This window comes from Citrobacter portucalensis (assembly GCF_023374935.1).
GTDB lineage: Bacteria > Pseudomonadota > Gammaproteobacteria > Enterobacterales > Enterobacteriaceae > Citrobacter > Citrobacter portucalensis.
The window spans coordinates 2,604,261-2,624,348 of record NZ_CP092466.1; the positions used below are offsets into that span (position 1 = coordinate 2,604,261).

Genomic DNA, 20,088 nt, shown 5'->3' on the forward strand with positions numbered 1-20,088 from the left:
CAAATATAAACACAACCCGCAAGTGGAATGAACATTTATTATTCATTAATTTAATTACAGTGTAGCCGGGTTTTAGATTTGCGCGACAAAACCCGGTTTTTTTTCAGGCGCGGCGAGTTGCCAGCCAGCAAAGTAGCGATCCCGCGCAGACCATTAGTGCGCCCTGCCAGAAAGATAGCGAAAGCGGTGCACTGAGTAACACAGCAGCCAGTGCGGAAGAGAGCACGGGGGTAAAATAGGAACCTACGGCCATGATGGTCACGTTGCCATGCAAAATGCCAATATTCCACGCTGCATAGGCAAATCCTAACGTTAATGCCGCTGAGAACATTTTAATAGTTACCGAAGTGCTGAAAATCATTTCTGGTTGCGGAGTCATAAAATAGTAAATCCACAAACTAGCGGCTGTTAGTAAAACGAACACGGTGATGCCGTTAAAGCCTTTTGCGTATTTATTGGTCACCGTGCAATACGTTGCCCAGATAAATGCGCCAAGAAAGGCGAGGAAATAGCTAAGCGGGCTGCTGGCAACGTTGTTTATAATTTCACCAGGATTAAGGCCATTTTCACCACCCAATACCCAACAAACCCCGGTCAATGCGATAATTAATCCAGGGATTACCAGCCAGGTTGTTTTTTGACCATTAAATAAAATAGCAAACAATATCGTCAGACTCGGCCAGAGATAATTGACCATACCGACTTCAATAGCCTGGTGACGAGTAGCCGCATAACCGAGAGCCAGCGCTAAACATATTTCATAGGTAACAAAAAGCACGCTACCCGCGATTAAATAACGCACAGGAATTTTTCTGATATTCGGAAAGCCAACGGTAAAAATCAGCAACAGGCCACTTAACGAAAAAATCATTGCTGCGCCACCCGCAGGACCCAGTCCTTCACTTACCCCACGCATTAGCCCGACCATCGTGCTCCACAGCACGATGGCAATGAGCCCAATTAACGTCGCTTTTTGTTTTGTCATTCTGATTGTCTGTCCATGGTGCTGGCAAAAATTCAAGCTGAAATTTATAGCACTTTTACACCGTAGCGCGCTAACTAATTACCTTTCACCTACCCCCTTATGGGTACAAAGGTTAAACAAAGTGCACTATTTAGTAGCGGAACCGTTTCGTTATTGATTTGACGCAAAAAAAATATGGATATAGCTGATAGTTTCGTCGCGAAGTTGTACATGTCATCTTTCAATTATGCCGCGCTGGCGCGATTTGAGAGATGTCCTGTACGAACCCCTGCAAAAAAGAGGAAAGCAATGGACGTCAGCCGCAGACAATTTTTTAAAATCTGCGCGGGCGGTATGGCGGGAACAACAGTAGCCGCTTTGGGTTTTGCACCCAAAATGGCACTGGCTCAGGCGCGAAACTATAAGCTGTTACGCGCCAAAGAGATCCGAAACACCTGCACATACTGTTCCGTAGGTTGCGGGCTATTAATGTATAGCCTGGGAGATGGAGCAAAAAACGCCAAAGAGTCGATTTACCATATTGAAGGGGATCCGGATCATCCGGTGAGCCGTGGGGCATTATGCCCTAAGGGCGCAGGATTACTGGATTACGTGCACAGTGAAAACCGTCTGCGTTACCCGGAATACCGTGCACCAGGTTCCGACAAATGGCAGCGTATCAGCTGGGATGAAGCATTCACCCGTATCGCGAAGCTGATGAAAACTGACCGTGACGCCAACTTTATTGAGAAGAATGAGCAGGGCGTAACGGTAAACCGCTGGCTTTCAACCGGGATGCTGTGTGCATCTGCGGCAAGTAATGAAACCGGTATGCTGACGCAAAAATTTGTGCGCTCACTCGGCATGCTGGCAGTAGACAACCAGGCGCGCGTCTGACACGGACCAACGGTAGCAAGTCTTGCTCCAACATTTGGTCGCGGTGCGATGACCAACCACTGGGTTGATATTAAAAACGCTAACGTCGTGATGGTGATGGGCGGTAACGCCGCTGAAGCACATCCAGTGGGATTCCGCTGGGCGATGGAAGCCAAAAACAACAATGATGCCACGCTGATTGTTGTTGACCCTCGTTTTACACGTACAGCTTCGGTGGCGGATATCTATGCGCCAATTCGTTCCGGCACGGACATTACGTTCCTGTCCGGCGTCTTGCTGTACCTGATTGAAAACTACAAAATTAACGCTGAATACGTTAAGCATTACACCAATGCCAGCCTGCTGGTGCGGGATGACTATGCTTTTGAAGACGGTCTGTTCAGCGGGTATGACGCGAAAAAACGCCAATACGATAAATCGTCCTGGAACTACCAGTTCGATGAAAACGGCTACGCGAAACGCGATGAAACGTTAAGCCATCCTCGCTGTGTCTGGAACCTGCTAAAACAGCACGTTTGCCGCTACACGCCGGATGTGGTGGAAAACATTTGTGGTACGCCGAAAGAAGACTTCCTGAAAGTCTGCGAAGTGCTGGCTTCCACCAGTGCAGCCGATCGCACCACCACGTTCCTGTACGCGCTGGGTTGGACTCAGCATACCGTCGGGGCACAGAACATCCGCACCATGGCGATGATCCAGTTGCTGCTCGGCAACATGGGGATGGCAGGTGGCGGTGTCAACGCCTTGCGCGGTCACTCCAACATTCAAGGGCTAACCGACTTAGGTCTGCTCTCTACCAGCCTGCCGGGCTACCTGACGCTGCCGTCAGAGAAACAGACAGACCTGCAAACCTATCTGGCCGCAAACACGCCAAAAGCGACATTGGCCGATCAGGTTAACTACTGGGGCAACTATCCGAAGTTCTTCGTCAGCCTGATGAAATCTTTCTACGGCAATGCAGCGCAGAAAGAAAATGACTGGGGCTTTGAGTGGCTGCCGAAGTGGGATCAGTCCTACGACGTCATTAAATACTTCAACATGATGGATAGCGGGAAAGTCACCGGCTACATCTGTCAGGGCTTTAACCCTGTTGCGTCCTTCCCGGACAAAAACAAAGTGGTGCAGAGCCTCAGCAAACTAAAGTATCTGGTGGTTATCGATCCGCTGGTGACCGAAACCTCAACGTTCTGGCAGAACCACGGTGAATCAAACGACGTTGACCCGGCGTCGATTCAGACCGAAGTCTTCCGTTTGCCTTCTACCTGCTTTGCAGAAGAAGACGGTTCCATCGCCAACTCCGGCCGCTGGCTGCAGTGGCACTGGAAAGGTCAGGATGCCCCTGGCGAAGCCCGCAACGACGGCGAAATCCTTGCCGGTATTTACCACCGTCTGCGCGACATGTATCGCACTGAAGGCGGTAAAGCTGTAGAACCCGTTCTGAAAATGAGCTGGAACTATAAACAGCCGGACGAACCGCACTCCGAAGAAGTGGCGAAAGAGAACAACGGCTATGCGCTGGAAGATCTCTATGATGCCAACGGCGTGCTGGTTGCGAAGAAAGGTCAGTTGCTCAACAGCTTTGCGCTGCTGCGCGATGATGGTTCTACGTCATCATCCTGCTGGATTTATACCGGCAGCTGGACCGAGCAGGGCAACCAGATGGCCAATCGCGATAACGCCGACCCGTCAGGCCTCGGTAATACGTTGGGCTGGGCCTGGGCATGGCCGCTGAACCGTCGCGTGCTGTATAACCGCGCTTCGGCGGATCCGCAGGGTAAACCGTGGGATCCAAAACGCATGCTTATCCAGTGGAACGGTACGAAGTGGACGGGTAACGATATCCCTGACTTCAATACCGCAGCACCGGGCAGTGGCACCAATCCGTTTATCATGCAGCCGGAAGGGCTGGGGCGTCTGTTTGCTATCGATAAGATGGCGGAAGGTCCGTTCCCGGAACACTACGAGCCGATGGAAACGCCGCTGGGCACTAACCCGCTGCACCCGAATGTGATCTCCAACCCGGCAGCGCGTCTGTACGAAGCGGATAAACTCCGTATGGGCACGAAACAGGACTTCCCGTACGTCGGGACGACCTATCGTCTGACCGAACATTTCCATACCTGGACCAAGCACGCATTGTTGAATGCGATTGCCCAGCCAGAGCAGTTTGTGGAAATCAGCGAAACGCTGGCGGCAGCGAAGGGGATCAACAACGGCGATCACGTGAAAGTCAGCAGCAAACGTGGATTTATTCGCGCAGTTGCCGTGGTCACTCGTCGTCTGCGTACCCTGAACGTCAACGGTCAGCAGGTAGAAACGGTTGGGATCCCAATCCACTGGGGCTTTGAAGGAGTCGCGCGTAAAGGCTTTATCGCCAACACCCTGACGCCGAATGTCGGTGATGCAAACTCGCAAACGCCGGAATACAAAGCGTTTTTAGTTAACATCGAGAAGGCGTAAGGGAGGCGAACATATGTCTATGGAAACGCAGGACATCATCAAACGGTCCGCAACAAACTCCATCACGCCGCCGCCTCAGGCCCGTGATTACAAAGCAGAAGTCGCGAAGCTGATCGACGTTTCCACCTGTATAGGCTGTAAGGCCTGTCAGGTGGCATGCTCAGAGTGGAACGATATCCGCGATGAAGTTGGCCACTGCGTCGGGGTTTATGACAACCCCGCCGATCTCAGCGCCAAGTCCTGGACGGTGATGAGATTTACCGAAACCGAACAGAACGGCAAGCTGGAGTGGTTGATTCGTAAAGACGGCTGTATGCACTGTGAAGATCCGGGCTGCCTGAAGGCGTGCCCGTCTGCCGGGGCCATCATCCAGTACGCCAACGGGATTGTCGATTTCCAGTCAGAGCACTGCATTGGCTGCGGCTACTGTATTGCCGGGTGTCCATTTAATATTCCGCGCCTCAATAAAGAGGATAACCGGGTGTATAAATGTACGCTGTGTGTGGACCGCGTCAGCGTCGGGCAGGAACCTGCCTGCGTGAAAACGTGTCCGACCGGGGCAATACATTTCGGCACCAAGCAGGAAATGCTGGAAATGGGCGAACAGCGTGTGGCAAAACTAAAAGCTCGCGGTTTTGAACATGCCGGTCTCTACAACCCTGAAGGTGTGGGCGGCACGCACGTCATGTACGTTCTGCATCATGCCAACCAGCCTGAACTGTATCACGGTCTGCCAAAAGACCCGCAGATAGATACCTCTATCAATCTGTGGAAAGGGGCGCTGAAGCCGCTGGCCGCTGCCGGATTTATCGCCACCTTCGCCGGACTGATTTACCACTACATTGGTATTGGTCCGAATAAGGAAGTGGACGACGACGAGGAGGATCATCATGAGTAAGTCGAAAATGATTGTGCGCACGAAGTTTATCGACCGCGCCTGTCACTGGACGGTGGTGATCTGCTTCTTCCTGGTAGCGCTGTCGGGGATTTCATTTTTCTTCCCGACTCTGCAATGGCTGACGCAAACCTTCGGTACGCCGCAGATGGGACGCATTTTGCACCCGTTCTTCGGCATACTGATCTTCGTGGCGCTGATGTTCATGTTTGTACGCTTTGTGCACCACAACATCCCGGATAAGAAAGATATTCCGTGGCTGAAAAACATTGTGGAAGTACTGAAAGGCAATGAACACAAAGTGGCAGATGTGGGCAAATACAACGCCGGGCAGAAAATGATGTTCTGGTCGATTATGAGCATGATTTTCGTGCTGCTGATTACCGGTATCATTATCTGGCGTCCGTACTTTGCGCAGTTCTTCCCGATGCAGGTCGTGCGCTATAGCCTGCTGATCCATGCGGCGGCGGGGATTATTCTGATGCACGCCATCCTCATCCATATGTATATGGCATTCTGGGTGAAAGGATCGATTAAAGGCATGGTTGAAGGGAAAGTGAGCCGTCGCTGGGCGAAGAAACATCACCCACGTTGGTATCGCGAAGTTGAAAGGCAAGAAGCGAAAAAAGAGAGCGAGGAGGGGGTTAACTAATCCCTGATGTTCCCTCTACGCAATGGCGCTACATCGGTAGCGCCATTTTTTTGCCAAAAAAACGTCATGTTTCTGTCATCTGTTGAACGTAAGGTGTTGTCTTTCCAATAATAGAAGAGTTAAAAGACAATGCATCTGGTGAAAAAATTACTCGCAGTCAGCGTGTTTCTTTGTGCTTCAGCTCAGGCGCAGAACATCCTCGAATTTCCTCAGCCGGAGAACAACCCGGAAGAGTTTTATGCCGTAACCGAAATTCCGGCAGGTGGAATGATTAAATATGAAACCGACGCCAAAACCGGTTTTATCGTTGCCGATCGCTTCCAGTCAATGCCGGTTGCCTATCCCGCCAACTACGGTTCACTCACCCAGTCTTTAGCCGGTGACGGTGACCCGCTGGACGTCATTTTTTATACCCGTGCGCCGCTTGCTCCGGGAACGTTGATTAAGCTGCGCGCTATTGGCGTACTGAAGATGATCGACGGCGGTGAAAAGGACGACAAAATTGTCGCCGTTCCGGCCAGTAAAATTGACCCCACTTATGACGACATCAAAGAGTTAAGCGATCTGCCCAAGATTGAAGTTCAACGTCTGGAATCTTTCTTCCGCGTGTACAAAGATCTGCCGGAAGGGCGCAAGAAGGTCGAATTAAACGGTTTCAATGACGCCGCTACGGCAAAGCAAGAGATCAAACAGGCCTGGGATGCCTGGAAAGAGAAAAAACCGCAGCAATAAATGGTATGCCGGATGACAAAAGTTTATCCGGCATTTATATCACTGTACCGCCAGCTTACGCAGACGTGAAATATCCACGCTTTTTTGGGCCTCTGCCAGACTCCAGGTATTTTGCAGGTTTAACCACATTTCGGGTGAACTGCCAATCACTACGGAGAGTTTAATCGCCATCTCAGGCGTCAGAGCCGCTTTCCCGGTTAATAGTCGACTTGCCGTTGACGGTGCAATCTCCATAGCTCTGGCAAACTCGCGCAGGCTGACATTGAGTTCTTCCAGCGCTTCCTGAATGATATCCCCAGGACGGGGATGATTTGCCATCTTCATCAATGATAGTCCTCGTAATCCAGTATGTACGCGTCGCCATTGACGAATTCAAACGTAATACGCCAGTTACCTGAAACAGAAATTGCCCATATGCCGTCGCGTTCCCCCACCAGAGGATGTAGCTTATAACCGGGCATATTGATATCTGTAACCTTGCTTGCCGCATCAATAACGGCAAGTCTGTGTCGTAATCGTCGGACATGTTTCGCCATAACGCCTGATGTTCGTCCATGAAGAAACAAATCGCGCAATCCCTTGTGCCTGAAGTTCATGATCATCCGTATCATCCTTGTTCCTTCAAGAGGAACACTACCATCAATGTTCCGTTCAACGCAACACCAAGATTGCGATATTTAAAATTGTGCGGCGAATGTGCAAAAAGAAAAAGGGAGAAGGGGAATAACTGGAAAGCGTCACGCAAGAATTGCCGGATGCCTGGCCTACACGCGCATTTTGCTGATGTAGGCCGGATAAGCTTGCGCCATCCGGCAATAAAGATTACTCAAGTTGTGCGTTCAGACGTTCAATCTCCTTGCGCCATTGCGCCTGTAACAACGGTTTTTGATGTTTCGGCTTGCGGGCGAGATCGTCGGCCAGACGCTGCTCAAGATCGAGAAGTTGTTCCAGCAATCTATCGCTGTCACCGCTTATTTCAGTTTTCTCTTCGGCCACCGTTTTGGGAACGGTTATCTCCGCGGACGTTTCCCGAATACGCGCATTGACCGCCTCCAGATCGTGCCATTCACTGAGTTCGCCATTGTCGATTAACCAGAACCGGTTGCAGCTTTGGCTGATAAGCTGCCGGTCGTGACTGACCAGCAACACGCCGCCGTTATAGCTTTGTAGCGTTTCTGCCAGCGCCTCTTTGCCTTCCATATCCAGATGGTTGGTCGGTTCATCGAGCATCAGCAGACTGTAGCGCGCAAGCGTCAACCCAACAAACAGTAACCGGGAGCGCTCACCGCCGCTTAACGTGCTGACTCGCTGCGCATGACGAACCCACGGAAATCCCGCGCTAATCAACGCCATCTTGCGAATCTCTGGCTGCGGGGCAAACGCTTCCAGCGCGTCAAACAATGAATCGTTATCGGCAAGCTGATGCAGCGTCTGGTCGTAATAACCCAGGGTAACGCGCGGGTGTAACACCAGTGAAGGCGATGCCAGCTGTGACTGAAACTGTTGCCAGATAAGCCTTAATAGCGATGATTTCCCGCAACCGTTACGCCCAACAATCGCCACGCGATCGCCGCTTTTTAACCGGATACCGGCAATGGAAAACAGTGTATCTGCACCGGGAGCAGGGGCTACAGACAGATTGGTCATCTCCAGCAAACGATCTGCACGCAGGGCATCACCCTGCAATGTTAGTGTCCACTGACTTCCTGACGTCACTTCTGTTTGCACCTCTTTCAGGCGCTGTACCTGTTTTTCCATCTGCTTGGCCTTGCGAGAGAGATCTTCGTTGTCGTAGACCCGCCCCCAGGTTGCCAGCCGTTTGGCGCTGGCAGTCACCCGGTCTATCTCTTTTTGCTCAGCCTTGTGGCGCAGAGCATCGCTGACATCTCTTTCTGCCAGAGCCTGACGCGCCGCGCTACAGGGTAGATCGAAGGCATGCAGGGTGCGATCGCGCAAGATCCAGGTTCCGTGAGTCACCGCGTCCAGCAGCTGCGGGTCGTGGGAAACCACCACAAAACTGCCAGACCAGTTCTGTAAGAACTGCTCCAGCCACAGTAATGTTGGCAAATCCAGGTGGTTACCCGGTTCATCCAGCAGCAGCAGGTCAGGATTACGCATCAGCGCCCGCGCTAATAGCAAGCGCGTGTGCTGGCCACCGCTCAACGTTTGCGCAGTCAGAGATAAATTCTCTGGCGTAAAACCCATTTCGGCAAGCAGTGCTTCAACTCGCCACTGCTGAGCTGCGCGTTCATGCTCGGGAAGTTGAGCGAGAACGGCTTCCTGTAGCGTAAGCGGCAGTATATCGTCAGGTAGATGTTGTTCCACACGAGCGAGATGGCAGTGATTCGCCTGCGCGATTGCCCCACTGGTGGGCGAGATCGTGCCGTCGAGCAGTTTTAACAGCGTGCTTTTGCCACAGCCGTTGTAACCGATAAGCCCGATGCGGTCGCCTTTTTTCAGGGTAAAGGAAAGATCGTCGAATAGCGTGCCGAATGCCGTATCAACGTGTAAGGATTGTGCGGTTAGTAATGTGCTCATTGTTGCTTACTCAAGAGTTACAGGCGTGAAAACGCCTCGTCAAACATCGCTGACGATAACCCGGTAAGCCCGAGAGAAGGGGATTTAGAAGTTAGCTTCGCTCAAGCAGAAGTTATCGCAGCACGATACCGATAACGCTTGAGCACTGGCGATCGCCAAAAGCATGTGAAACGATAAAACGTTCACAGTACAGCATAAGTATCCTCCTTTTGTTTTTCAGAATGTTGATCGGTAGCGAAAGTGTAATCGCAAGTTACGCAGTCGCGCAAGCTTTGCACGCCCGGCAGCATTGGAACCGTAAGCACTGATACGGGAACAGTTACCTTGATTCAGAAGAAATGAACGTAGATTATTCATGCGAAAGTTAATTTTCTTCGCGTCAAAAGTATGGGTTAAGGATCACAACAACGATCTACATTCTCCAGTATCCTCTGCACACTATTTTATTATTTGGAGAATAGATAACATGAAAAAAACAATTACATTAACGATGATTGCGCTGGGATGTTTATTTTCAAATGCACAGGCAAGTGAAAAACTTGCGGGTAATGAGATACTTAAAGTTCAAAAAGGTGGGGTTCCCGACAAAATTTACACGCAACAAAAACCTCATTTAAAGATAGCCACCTATAACATTGGTAAAAATGAAGCCTCTGCTGATGTAACGGATTTTACTGCACTTAATTCGGCGATTGAAAGAATAAATGCCGATATTATTGCGGTTCCTGAGGTTGATAATAAAACAGGACGTAGCCAGAAGATTGATCAACTCAAAAAAATCGCTGATGCCAATAAACTGCATTATGTCTTTGGAAAAGCTATCGACTTTGACGGCGGTGAATACGGCTTAGGTCTTCTTTCCAAATATAAAATACTGCATTCGCAGGTCGTGAAATTACCGTCGGGTGATGCAGAACAACGTGTGGCATTACTGGCGCAGATTGATGTTCCCGGCTTTGATTCCGCACCGATCATCATGGTAACTCACCTAGACTGGCAAAAAGATCCGACCATGCGAACTGAGCAGGCGCGTTACCTGTTAGATATTAGCATTGGTGACGCAACAACAGATTTCCCGGATATCGCATCTTCAATTAAAATCCTGGCGGGAGATTTCAATTCAACCCGGGATGAACAACCCCTTAAAGAAATACGTTACTTTTTCAATGAAGTGACGAAAGAGGGAATTGACACGCGCAGTTGGCCAGCCGTTAACCCTGCGATTGATATAGACCATATTTTCACATTTAAAGGGCAAAAGTGGAACGTCAAAAATCTGCAGATCCCACATAATTCACCCGAATTTACGTGGTCTACGGCGAGCGACCACCTGCCGGTAATTGCAGAGCTTGAACTTTCAGAGCAGTAATCCGCATACAGCCTATTGTTCATCGAACGCTTAAAATTGCCCGGCAGCAGTTTGCCGCCGGGCAAAGCGTCAGATAGAAGTACGACGGTAGTCGCGATATTCCGCCTGCCAGAAATTATCGTCAATCGCCTGTTGCAGCGCTTCGGCGGAGGTTTTCACCGCCACGCCTTGCTGCTGAGCCATTTTACCTACGGCAAAGGCAATGGCGCGAGAAACGGTCTGAATATCTTTCAGTTCCGGTAGCACCAGTCCTTCACCGTTGAGCACCAGCGGTGAATACTGTGCCAGCGTTTCACTCGCCGACATCAGCATTTCATCAGTGATGCGCGACGCGCCAGACGCAATCACACCCAGGCCGATACCCGGGAAGATATAGGCGTTGTTACACTGGGCGATTGGGTAAATTTTATCTTTCCACAGTACCGGTGCGAACGGACTACCGGTCGCAACCAGCGCGTTACCTTCGGTCCAGGCGATAATATCCTGTGGCGTAGCTTCAACACGGGAAGTGGGGTTAGACAACGGCATGACGATCGGACGCGGACAATGCTTGTGCATTTCGCGGATGATCTCTTCGGTAAACAGGCCGGTTTGTCCGGAAACGCCAATCAGGATATCCGGCTTAACGTTGCGCACCACATCGAGCAACGACAGGACATCTTCTTGGGTATCCCAGTGCTGGAGATTTTCGCGTTTTTGCACCAGTTTGGTCTGGAAGGAGAGCAGGTTCGGCATTTTGTCTGTTAACAGGCCGAAGCGATCGACCATGAATACACGTTGACGCGCCGCTTCTTCGCTTAAACCTTCACGCTGGATCTGCGCAATGATCTGCTCGGCGATCCCGCAACCGGCTGAACCAGCACCGAGGAAGACGATGTTCTGTTCGCTCAACTGGCTACCGGCCGCGCGGCTAGCCGCAATCAGCGTACCGACGGTAACCGCCGCGGTGCCCTGAATATCGTCGTTAAACGAGCAAATTTCATCGCGATAACGGGTCAGCAGTGGCATAGCGTTTTTCTGTGCGAAATCTTCAAACTGCAACAGCACGTCCGGCCAGCGATGCTTCACGGCCTGGATGAATTCATCAACGAATTCGTAGTATTCATCATCAGTGATACGTGGATTGCGCCAGCCCATATACAGCGGATCGTTCAGCAGTTGCTGGTTGTTGGTCCCCACGTCCAGTACCACCGGAAGAGTGTAGGCCGGGCTAATTCCGCCACATGCGGTATACAGCGACAGTTTACCGATTGGAATACCCATCCCGCCGATCCCCTGATCGCCAAGACCTAAAATACGTTCGCCATCGGTGACAACGATGACCTTGATATTGTGGTTAGGGACGTTTTGCAGGATATCGTCCATATTGTGGCGGTTCTGATATGAGATAAACACGCCGCGCGCACGACGATAAATCTCAGAGAAACGCTCACAGGCCGCGCCGACCGTTGGGGTATAGATAACTGGCATCATCTCATCCAGGTGATTATGCACCAGCCGGTAAAACAGGGTTTCGTTGGTGTCCTGGATGTTGCGCAGGTAAATATGTTTGTCGATTTCGGTTTTGAATCCCTGATATTGGATCCAGGCGCGTTCAGCCTGTTCCTCAATCGTCTCGACCACTTCCGGCAGTAACCCCAGCAGGTTGAAGTTACGGCGTTCTTCCACACTGAAGGCGCTCCCTTTATTCAGTAAAGGGAATTCCAGCAGTACCGGGCCAGCGTAGGGGATGTAAAGGGAACGCAATTTTTTGGTTTCGTTTTCCATGTCACTCACTCTTTTTTGAATAACCGTCCCTGGCGCTCTTTATGATCGTATGTAGCCTGTCCGCCAGGGAAACGGGCGAAGTATAAAGCATTGTGAATGGGTTAAGGGGTTTTATAAGCAAAAACACCACTGCGGTTGCAATGGTGTTTATCTCGTTACTCAGTCAGACGTGCGAAAGGCTACTTGCCGTCAGTGCGGCGCTTTCTTCCAGTAGGATTATTGACCACGTTGGTTTTGTCACCTTCGGTCACGATTTTACGTTGATTTGAGATTTTGTGGTCCAGTCCGAGAATATGACGGGCCTGACGGTTCGATTTCATTCTAACTCCTTAATCCTGTTACTGGTTTCAAGGGCGAGCCCGTATGAGAACGGACGAAATACAACCTGATATAAAGCCGATGTTCAACATAACGGCTTTCTGGATGGTCGGTCATTTTATCTGAAAGGTCAATGCTTAAGCGGCAAATGAGAACTATCCCGTATGTAACATGCTTTTTCTCAGCCGTCCTATACTAGTAACTCCGACGACAACACAGGAGAGCGGTAATGACTATCCATAAGAAAGGTCAGGCACACTGGGAAGGCGACATTAAGCGCGGCAAAGGCACTGTGTCGACCGAAAGTGGCGTGTTGAATCAGCAACCGTATGGGTTTAATACACGATTTGAAGGTGAGAAAGGCACCAATCCTGAAGAGTTGATTGGCGCGGCCCATGCAGCCTGCTTCTCGATGGCACTTTCGCTGATGCTGGGTGAAGCGGGGTTTACCCCAGATGCCATTGATACCACTGCCGATGTTTCTCTGGATAAAGTAGATGCCGGGTTTGCGATCACTAAAGTCGCGTTGCATAGCCAGGTGAGCGTGCCGGGGATAGACGCCGCCACGTTTGACGGCATCATCCAGAAAGCAAAAGCCGGATGCCCGGTATCGCAGGTACTGAACGCGGAAATTACGCTGGATTATCAGCTGAAGTCTTAATCGTGGCGTGCCGGATGCGACTGCGTCTTATCCGGCCTACGATTGCGCCGGATGTAAGTCAGTCTTATCCGGCACCTGATGATGTTATTGCGCTACCCAACCGCCATCCATATTCCACGCCACGCCGCGCACCTGCGCCGCACCGTTTGAACACAGAAATAGTGCCAGCTCACCTAACTGTTCCGGCGTGACGAATTCGCGCGACGGCTGCTTTTCCGCCAGCAGGGCGTCACGCGCAGCCTCAGGCTCTGCGCCTTCGGCAATACGCTTATCGATCTGCTGCTGGACCAGCGGCGTGAGCACCCAGCCGGGACACAGCGCATTGCAGGTTACACCCGTCTGCGCGGTTTCCAGTGCGATGGTCTTGGTGAATCCCACCACGCCGTGCTTCGCCGCTACGTAGGCAGATTTCTCTTTTGAGGCCACCAGGCCGTGAACAGAAGCGATATTAATGATGCGCCCCCAGTTTCGCGCGCGCATACCAGGAAGCGCCAGACGCGTGGTGTGAAAAACGGAAGAGAGATTAATGGCGATAATTGCGTTCCATTTATCAACCGGGAAGGTTTCCACCGGGGATACATGCTGGATCCCCGCGTTGTTGACCAGAATATCAACACCGCCGAATTCGCTCTCGGCATAGCGCATCATGTCGGCAATTTGCGCTTCATTGCTCAGATCCGCACCATGATAACCTGGCGTTTTGCCATATTGCGCAACAGCGTCTTTGGCGGCATCCACATCACCAAACCCGTTGAGGATCAGGGTGGCGCCCGATTGCGCCAGCACCTGTGCGATACCTAATCCGATACCGCTGGTCGAGCCGGTAACCAGGGCGGTTTTTCCCGTTAAGTTCATGATGATTCTCCTTAAACAATTCCGGTGGTGTAGAAGACGCCGATGACAAACAGTACGGCCAGACTTTTAATGACGGTAATAGCAAAAATTCCGCCATACGCCTGACGGTGGCTGAGACCGGTGATAGCTAATAAGGTAATGACTGCGCCGTTATGCGGCAGGGTGTCCATACCGCCGCTGGCCATAGACGCCACGCGGTGAAAGACTTCAAGTGGGATATTGGCAGCGTGAGCGGCCGCGATAAAGGTGTCAGACATGGCGGCAAGGGCAATACTCATCCCGCCAGACGCCGAACCGGTGATCCCGGCGAGCGTAGTGATACTGATAGCTTCATTGAGCAGCGGGTCAGGAATAGCCGCCAGTGCTTTTGACAGTACAAGGAAACCTGGCAGGGCGGCGATCACTGCGCCAAAACCGTACTCTGACGCGGTGTTCATCGCCGCGAGGATCGCGCCGCCAACCGCCGTTCTGCTGCCTTCCGCCAGGCGACCTTTAATGTTGCGGTAGCCGAAGAGCACCACCAGCAGGATCCCAGAAATCAGCGCCGCTTCCACTGCCCAGATAGCGGTGATTTTACCGACTTCGGTGGTAATCGGCTTGGCGAGACCCGGAAGCTCCAGTTGATGCGTGGCGCCATACCATTGCGGGATCCAGCGGGTAAACAGCAGGTTAAATACCCCAACCAGGATCAGCGGAGAGATCGCGATGATCGGGTTCGGCAGATTAATGTTATCCGGCGTTTCCGGCTCGTTTAACAGTTCAGTCCCATAGCCTTCATTCTTTGCCTGCGCTTTACGACGCTGACGTTCGAGATAAACCAGACCAACAACGATGATAAACACGGAACCTATCAGACCCAGCCACGGCGCGGCCCAGGCGTTGGTACCGAAGAAACTGGTCGGAATAATGTTCTGGATCTGCGGTGTGCCTGGCAGGGCATCCATGGTGAAGGAGAACGCGCCCAGCGCAACGGTTGCCGGGATCAGCCGCTTCGGGATATTGCTCTGACGGAACAGTTCGGCCGCGAACGGATACACCGCAAACGCCACGACGAACAGCGATACGCCGCCGTAGGTCAACAGCGCACATACCAGCACAATAACCGGAATGGCATGGCGACGGCCGAGAATGTTGATAGCGGCGGCAACAATGGAACGTGAAAACCCAGATAACTCGATTAACTTGCCAAACACTGCCCCCAGCAAGAACACCGGGAAGTAAAGCTTCACAAAACCGACCATTTTTTCCATAAACAGGCCGGTGAAAGCAGGGCCGACGGCGCTGGGTTCAGTGAGTAATACAGCACCTAATGCCGCGATGGGGGCAAACAGGATAACGCTATATCCGCGATAGGCTGCCAGCATCAGCAGGCCCAACGCTGCCAGGGCGATTAATACACTCATCATGACTCCTCAATATCATTGTTATAGTGGGGTACAGAAAGAGAAGTTACGGTTTCAGGGCAAAGCGCAGTTGATGCTCCCTGCGTTGCTGGATGTATTCCTTGCGCGAATCATCCCAGCGATAAAATCCCTGGCCGCTGCGCAACCCGGTATCACCGTTGGCAACCTTGTCAGCGACCAGCGACATCATGTCGCTGCCGGTTGCCAGTTCCGGAAGCAGATGCCGACAAATGTCCTGCACCGTAGAAAGTCCGGTCATATCAGCAGCCTCCAGCGGACCGACCATTGCATAGCGACGTCCGAGCGAGGCGCGCATCACCTGATCAACCACTTCTGCGCTGGCGATGCCGCTTTTAACGATATGTAGCGCTTCGCGCAGCAGAGCAAACTGCAGTCGATTGCCAACAAACCCTGGGGCGGCGCGGTCGAGCACCACCGCCTCAAGTTGCATCGCGATCAGTTGTTGTTGCAATTCATGGAGATACTCCGGCTTCGTTGCGGTGCCAGGTACAATTTCGACCAGCGGAATAAAATGTGGCGGGTGCCAGAAATGGGCGATCAGCAACCGTTCGGGATGGGCGAGTTTTTCTGCCAGCGCATCCGGCGGCAGGCCGCTGGTATTACTGGCAATAACGGCCTCCGGCGCGATCAGCTCTTCCAGTTGCGCATACAGTGCGTGTTTGAGTTCGAGCCGCTCCGGGATCGCTTCAATCAGTAACCGGCATGCGGCAATATCCTGTAGCGAGGTTGTGCCGTGCAGGCGAGCCACGACCGTCGCTTTTTCACCAATTGCAAATTGATCAGTGACAATCAGCTCATCCAGGATACCGCCAGCAACTCCGCTTATTTCTGCAATTCGGCTGCTATCGGTATCGTATAACCAGACATCGTAACCAAAACGGGCGAAGTGGGTAGCAATGCCGACACCCATTAACCCCGCGCCCAGAATGCAGATAGGCTTACTTTGCATGAGCTACCCCCTGCGGACGTTCTACCGCCAGCGCCACACCTTGACCGCCACCTACGCACAGCGTAGCCAGCCCTTTAGCTGCATTGCTGCGAGCCATTTCGTGCAGCAGTGTTACCAAAATTCGGCAACCTGATGCGCCAATCGGGTGCCCCAGCGCAATCGCACCGCCGTTCACGTTTACCCGGTTGCTGTCCCAGTTCAGGGATTCGCCAACCGCCAGCGCTTGCGCAGCAAAGGCTTCGTTGGCTTCGATAAGATCCACGTCATTTAGCGTCCAGCCAGCACGCTTCAGGCACTGGAGTGACGCTTCTACCGGCCCAATGCCCATAATGGCGGGATCGACGCCAGAAACCGCGTAGCCCGCCACCTGGGCAAGCACTGGCAGATTGAGTTCCGCCGCTTTGGCGGCGCTCATCAACATCACCGCGGCGGCACCATCATTGATGGATGATGCATTTCCGGCGGTCACCGTGCCGTTACCCGGACGAAACGCCGGTTTAAGTTGCGCCAGCTTGTCGGCCTGAGTATCCGGGCGAGGTTGTTCGTCACGGTCCACCACACGTGGCGGCTTTTTGCCCTGTGGGACGCTGACCGGCGTGATTTCCGCGTTAAAACGACCCGCTTCAATGGCGGCGGCAGCTTTTTGCTGGGAGTGCAGGGCAAAAGCGTCCTGCTGCTCACGACTGATTACGAACTTATCCGCCAGATTTTCGGCAGTAATACCCATGTGATAGTCGTTGAACGCATCCCACAGGCCGTCATGTACCACGCTGTCTTTCATACTGGCATGACCCAACCGCAGACCGGCCCGCGCGCCGTCGAGATAATAGGGCGCATTGCTCATGCTCTCCTGGCCCCCGGCAATCACGATTTGCGCATCGCCACAGCGAATCGCCTGTACCGCCTGATGCACCGCCTTCAGACCCGAACCACACACCAAGTTGATGGTTAACGCGGGCGTGGTGACCGGCAGTCCTGCCCGTAACGCCGTTTGTCTGGCCGGATTCTGACCGCAGCCCGCAGTCAGAACCTGACCTAAAATCACCTCATCAATTTGCTCAGGCGCCACAGCCGTTTTTTCCAGCAGCGAACGGATCACCACTGAACCAAGCTCAACCGCGGAAAGTGGTGCCAGCGCGCCATGAAAACTGCCAATCGGGGTGCGCGTCGCCGCGACAATGACAACATCCTGCATGGTCAGCTCCTCAGCTAAAGTGCATTTCGGGGACAGTTTCGGGAACGATCAGCTTGCCTGCGGTTCTGGCGACAATCTCATCCACGCTAATGCCCGGTGCGCGTTCACGCAGAATGAACGCACCGTCGGCAATTTCCAGCAGAGCCAGGTCGGTAAGCACACGTTTGATGCAGGCCACGCCGGTCAGCGGCAGGGTGCAGGCGGGAAGCAGTTTGGACTCACCGCTTTTGGAAGCATGGGTCATTACCACAATGATATTGTCGGCTCCGGCAACCAGATCCATCGCGCCGCCCATGCCTTTCACCATTTTTCCGGGGATCATCCATGAGGCGATATTGCCGTTAACATCGACTTCAAACGCACCGAGCACCGTCAGATCAACGTGGCCGCCGCGGATCATGGCGAAGGATTGCGCCGAGTCGAAAATCGCCGCGCCTTTACGCGCCGTCACAGTCTGTTTCCCGGCGTTGATCATGTCGGCATCAATTTCGTCTTCTGTGGGAAACGGGCCCATACCCAGCAAACCGTTTTCTGATTGCAGCATCACATCCATGCCATCAGGGATGTAATTTGCCACCAGCGTGGGAATGCCGATCCCAAGGTTGACGTAATATCCGTCGCGCAGCTCGCGGGCGACGCGCATCGCCATTTGTTCACGCGTTAACATGTCAGGCTCCTTTCTGGCGCAGGGTGCGTTGTTCAATACGTTTTTCAAACTGCCCCTGAATAATGCGGTTAACGAAAATTCCGGGAGTGTGAATCGCAGCAGGGTCCAGTTCTCCGGGAGGGACAATTTCTTCGACTTCCACGACGGTAATGCGCCCGGCGGCGGCCATCAGCGGATTAAAATTCTGTGCGGTGTGGCGATAGATGACGTTGCCGTACCAGTCGGCTTTCCAGCCTTTAACCAACGCAAAATCACCGGTTATCGCCTGCTCAAGGATGTAAGGGCGTCCGGCAAACTCGCGAACCTCTTTCCCTTCCGCCACGGGGGTTCCATATCCGGTCGCGGTAAAAAATGCCGGGATCCCCGCGCCGCCCGCGCGCAACTGCTCTGCCAGCGTACCCTGTGGCGTCAGGATGGCTTCCAGTTCGCCGCTAAGCACCTGTTTCTCAAACAGGGCGTTTTCCCCCACATAGGACGCGACCACTTTGCGCACCTGACGCGTTTCCAGCAGCACGCCAAGGCCAAAGCCATCCACGCCACAGTTGTTTGATACAACGGTAAGTCCCTGAACCTCACGACGGCGTACTTCGGTAATCAGGTTTTCAGGGATCCCACATAAACCAAAACCGCCCGCCAGCAGCGTCATGTTGTCGGTCAGTCCTTCCAGCGCCTCTTGATAAGTGGCAACACGTTTATCCAGTCCAGCCATACACTTGCCTCCCCAGTTGTCCTTGCCGACATCATTGGGGGTGAAAAATGATTTGTTAATTTTAAATTTGTGACTCACTCATTGGGTTTTTTTATCAATTTAATGTTAATTAAAGGTATTCAACAAGTTAAAGGAATGCGAAATGGGAATGAGCATCAAACAGTTACGCGCGTTTTTAGCGGTAGCTCACACTCTGAATTTTGCTCATGCCAGCGAAAGACTGAATATGTCGCAACCCGCGTTAAGCCTGGCGATTAAAGGACTGGAAGATTCGCTGGGCGGGGCGTTACTGTTAAGAACAACTCGCAAAGTGACCCTGACGCAGGAGGGAGAAACGCTGCTGAATATGGGGCGACAGCTGCTGGCGGACTGGGAGAATACGGAAGAAGCCATGCGCCAGCGCTTTACGCTGCAGCGCGGTAAAATATCGATCGCCGCCATGCCCTCATTTGCCGCTAACGTCCTGCCATCGGTACTGAAAACATTTCGTGATTCTTATTCCGGTATCAACGTAACGGTTCACGATGTGATCAATGAACACGTGATTGAAATGGTCAGTGAAGGCCGGGTCGAGATGGGCATAGCCTTCGAGCCGGACTATTCGGGACATCTGCATTTCACGCCGCTCGGCGTGGATCGTTTTATCGCAATTGTGCCGCCAACCTGTCGGCTGGCAGACAGGGATCGTATTGCGTGGCGCGAACTGCTGACGCTGGATTTTATCACCCTGCAACGCCCGTCCGCCGTGCGGCTGATGCTGGAAGAACAACTGGTGCAAAGCGGACATACGCTGGAAGTAGCACTGGAGAGCCATCAACTGGTGACCGTTGGCCGTCTGGTGGCTAACGGTCTGGGCGGTAGCGCCGTACCTGCACTATGCCGCACGCAAATGACAGAGTTAGGCGCAACCTGTATCGATCTGGATACGCCGGTGATCCAGCGTCGGATCGGGGTTTTGCGTTCGGCGCATCATAAATTATCTACCGCTTCCGAGGTGCTGGTGGATTCACTGAAAAAGGCGTATCGCACCTGACTT

At 52.5% G+C, this 20,088-nt stretch carries 18 protein-coding genes and 1 pseudogene; 7 read left to right on the forward strand and 12 right to left on the reverse strand.

Going from position 1 to position 20,088, the window contains the following annotated elements; genetic code table 11:
• Positions 1 to 103: 103 nt before the first annotated feature.
• Positions 104 to 985, reverse strand: a complete 882-nt coding sequence (gene yddG / locus LY264_RS12670) for an aromatic amino acid efflux DMT transporter YddG (RefSeq protein ID WP_071692401.1) — start codon at positions 983 to 985, stop codon at positions 104 to 106.
• A 288-nt stretch (positions 986 to 1,273) separates the two neighbouring features.
• Here yddG and fdnG point away from each other — a divergent pair, with 288 nt between their 5' ends.
• The 4 genes and pseudogenes from fdnG to LY264_RS12690 form a co-directional block, all read left to right on the forward strand.
• A complete protein-coding gene (gene fdnG / locus LY264_RS12675) occupies positions 1,274 to 4,321 on the forward strand; it encodes a formate dehydrogenase-N subunit alpha (protein WP_122984012.1) in 3,048 nt (1,015 codons plus the stop codon).
• A gap of 13 nt (positions 4,322 to 4,334) precedes the next feature.
• A complete protein-coding gene (fdnH, locus tag LY264_RS12680) occupies positions 4,335 to 5,219 on the forward strand; it encodes a formate dehydrogenase N subunit beta (protein WP_003833024.1) in 885 nt (294 codons plus the stop codon).
• The gene (gene fdnI / locus LY264_RS12685; protein WP_003020054.1) at positions 5,212 to 5,868 is read left to right on the forward strand and encodes a formate dehydrogenase-N subunit gamma; all 657 of its coding nucleotides are present in this window, start codon (positions 5,212 to 5,214) and stop codon (positions 5,866 to 5,868) included. Before fdnH ends, fdnI begins: the two co-directional genes overlap by 8 nt.
• 129 nt (positions 5,869 to 5,997) lie before the next feature.
• Positions 5,998 to 6,598, forward strand: a pseudogene (locus LY264_RS12690) (inorganic diphosphatase); the annotation flags it as partial.
• 41 nt (positions 6,599 to 6,639) lie between these two features.
• On the opposite strand, the gene LY264_RS12695 reads toward LY264_RS12690, so the two are convergent.
• From LY264_RS12695 to LY264_RS12705, 3 genes are all read right to left on the reverse strand, one after another.
• Positions 6,640 to 6,924, reverse strand: coding sequence for a HigA family addiction module antitoxin (locus LY264_RS12695; protein ID WP_003833018.1), 285 nt, complete (start codon positions 6,922 to 6,924; stop codon positions 6,640 to 6,642).
• The gene (locus tag LY264_RS12700) at positions 6,924 to 7,202 is read right to left on the reverse strand and encodes a type II toxin-antitoxin system RelE/ParE family toxin (protein ID WP_003833016.1); all 279 of its coding nucleotides are present in this window, start codon (positions 7,200 to 7,202) and stop codon (positions 6,924 to 6,926) included. The genes LY264_RS12695 and LY264_RS12700 overlap by 1 nt, the downstream gene beginning before the upstream one ends.
• 220 nt (positions 7,203 to 7,422) lie before the next feature.
• On the reverse strand, positions 7,423 to 9,138 hold the full coding sequence (locus tag LY264_RS12705) for an ABC-F family ATP-binding cassette domain-containing protein (protein WP_008784796.1): 1,716 nt from the start codon (positions 9,136 to 9,138) through the stop codon (positions 7,423 to 7,425).
• 466 nt (positions 9,139 to 9,604) lie between these two features.
• Here LY264_RS12705 and LY264_RS12710 point away from each other — a divergent pair, with 466 nt between their 5' ends.
• A complete protein-coding gene (locus LY264_RS12710; RefSeq protein ID WP_071692399.1) occupies positions 9,605 to 10,507 on the forward strand; it encodes an endonuclease/exonuclease/phosphatase family protein in 903 nt (300 codons plus the stop codon).
• A gap of 69 nt (positions 10,508 to 10,576) precedes the next feature.
• Here LY264_RS12710 and maeA read toward each other — a convergent pair whose 3' ends face one another.
• A complete protein-coding gene (gene maeA, locus LY264_RS12715) occupies positions 10,577 to 12,274 on the reverse strand; it encodes a malate dehydrogenase (RefSeq protein ID WP_003833011.1) in 1,698 nt (565 codons plus the stop codon).
• A gap of 179 nt (positions 12,275 to 12,453) precedes the next feature.
• Entirely contained in the window at positions 12,454 to 12,594 is a 141-nt protein-coding gene (gene sra, locus LY264_RS12720) for a stationary-phase-induced ribosome-associated protein (protein WP_003833009.1), read from the reverse strand.
• A gap of 227 nt (positions 12,595 to 12,821) precedes the next feature.
• On the opposite strand from sra, the gene osmC reads away from it, so the two are divergent.
• Complete coding sequence (osmC, locus tag LY264_RS12725) at positions 12,822 to 13,253, forward strand: peroxiredoxin OsmC (RefSeq protein ID WP_003833007.1); 432 nt, start codon at positions 12,822 to 12,824, stop codon at positions 13,251 to 13,253.
• Positions 13,254 to 13,337: 84 nt separating this feature from the next.
• Here the strand turns inward: osmC and LY264_RS12730 are convergent, their stop codons facing one another.
• The 6 genes from LY264_RS12730 to LY264_RS12755 are packed head-to-tail and all read right to left on the reverse strand — an operon-like array spanning position 13,338 to position 19,052.
• A complete protein-coding gene (locus LY264_RS12730; RefSeq protein ID WP_048226485.1) occupies positions 13,338 to 14,108 on the reverse strand; it encodes a 3-hydroxybutyrate dehydrogenase in 771 nt (256 codons plus the stop codon).
• Positions 14,109 to 14,119: 11 nt separating this feature from the next.
• Complete coding sequence (locus LY264_RS12735) at positions 14,120 to 15,514, reverse strand: GntP family permease (protein WP_196776256.1); 1,395 nt, start codon at positions 15,512 to 15,514, stop codon at positions 14,120 to 14,122.
• Positions 15,515 to 15,557: 43 nt separating this feature from the next.
• Positions 15,558 to 16,481 carry a 3-hydroxyacyl-CoA dehydrogenase family protein gene (locus LY264_RS12740; RefSeq protein ID WP_048214185.1) on the reverse strand — a complete coding sequence of 308 codons (924 nt, stop codon included), beginning with the start codon at positions 16,479 to 16,481 and terminating at the stop codon, positions 15,558 to 15,560.
• Positions 16,471 to 17,676 carry an acetyl-CoA C-acetyltransferase gene (locus tag LY264_RS12745; RefSeq protein ID WP_008784790.1) on the reverse strand — a complete coding sequence of 402 codons (1,206 nt, stop codon included), beginning with the start codon at positions 17,674 to 17,676 and terminating at the stop codon, positions 16,471 to 16,473. The genes LY264_RS12740 and LY264_RS12745 overlap by 11 nt, the downstream gene beginning before the upstream one ends.
• A 10-nt stretch (positions 17,677 to 17,686) precedes the next feature.
• On the reverse strand, positions 17,687 to 18,343 hold the full coding sequence (locus LY264_RS12750; protein ID WP_032943469.1) for a CoA transferase subunit B: 657 nt from the start codon (positions 18,341 to 18,343) through the stop codon (positions 17,687 to 17,689).
• 1 nt (position 18,344) lies between these two features.
• Positions 18,345 to 19,052 (reverse strand): CoA transferase subunit A, encoded by a 708-nt coding sequence (locus LY264_RS12755; protein ID WP_003020020.1) that lies wholly within the window; start codon positions 19,050 to 19,052, stop codon positions 18,345 to 18,347.
• 142 nt (positions 19,053 to 19,194) lie between these two features.
• Between LY264_RS12755 and LY264_RS12760 the strand changes: the two genes are divergently transcribed.
• A complete protein-coding gene (locus LY264_RS12760; protein ID WP_003020016.1) occupies positions 19,195 to 20,085 on the forward strand; it encodes a LysR family transcriptional regulator in 891 nt (296 codons plus the stop codon).
• Positions 20,086 to 20,088: the final 3 nt, after the last annotated feature.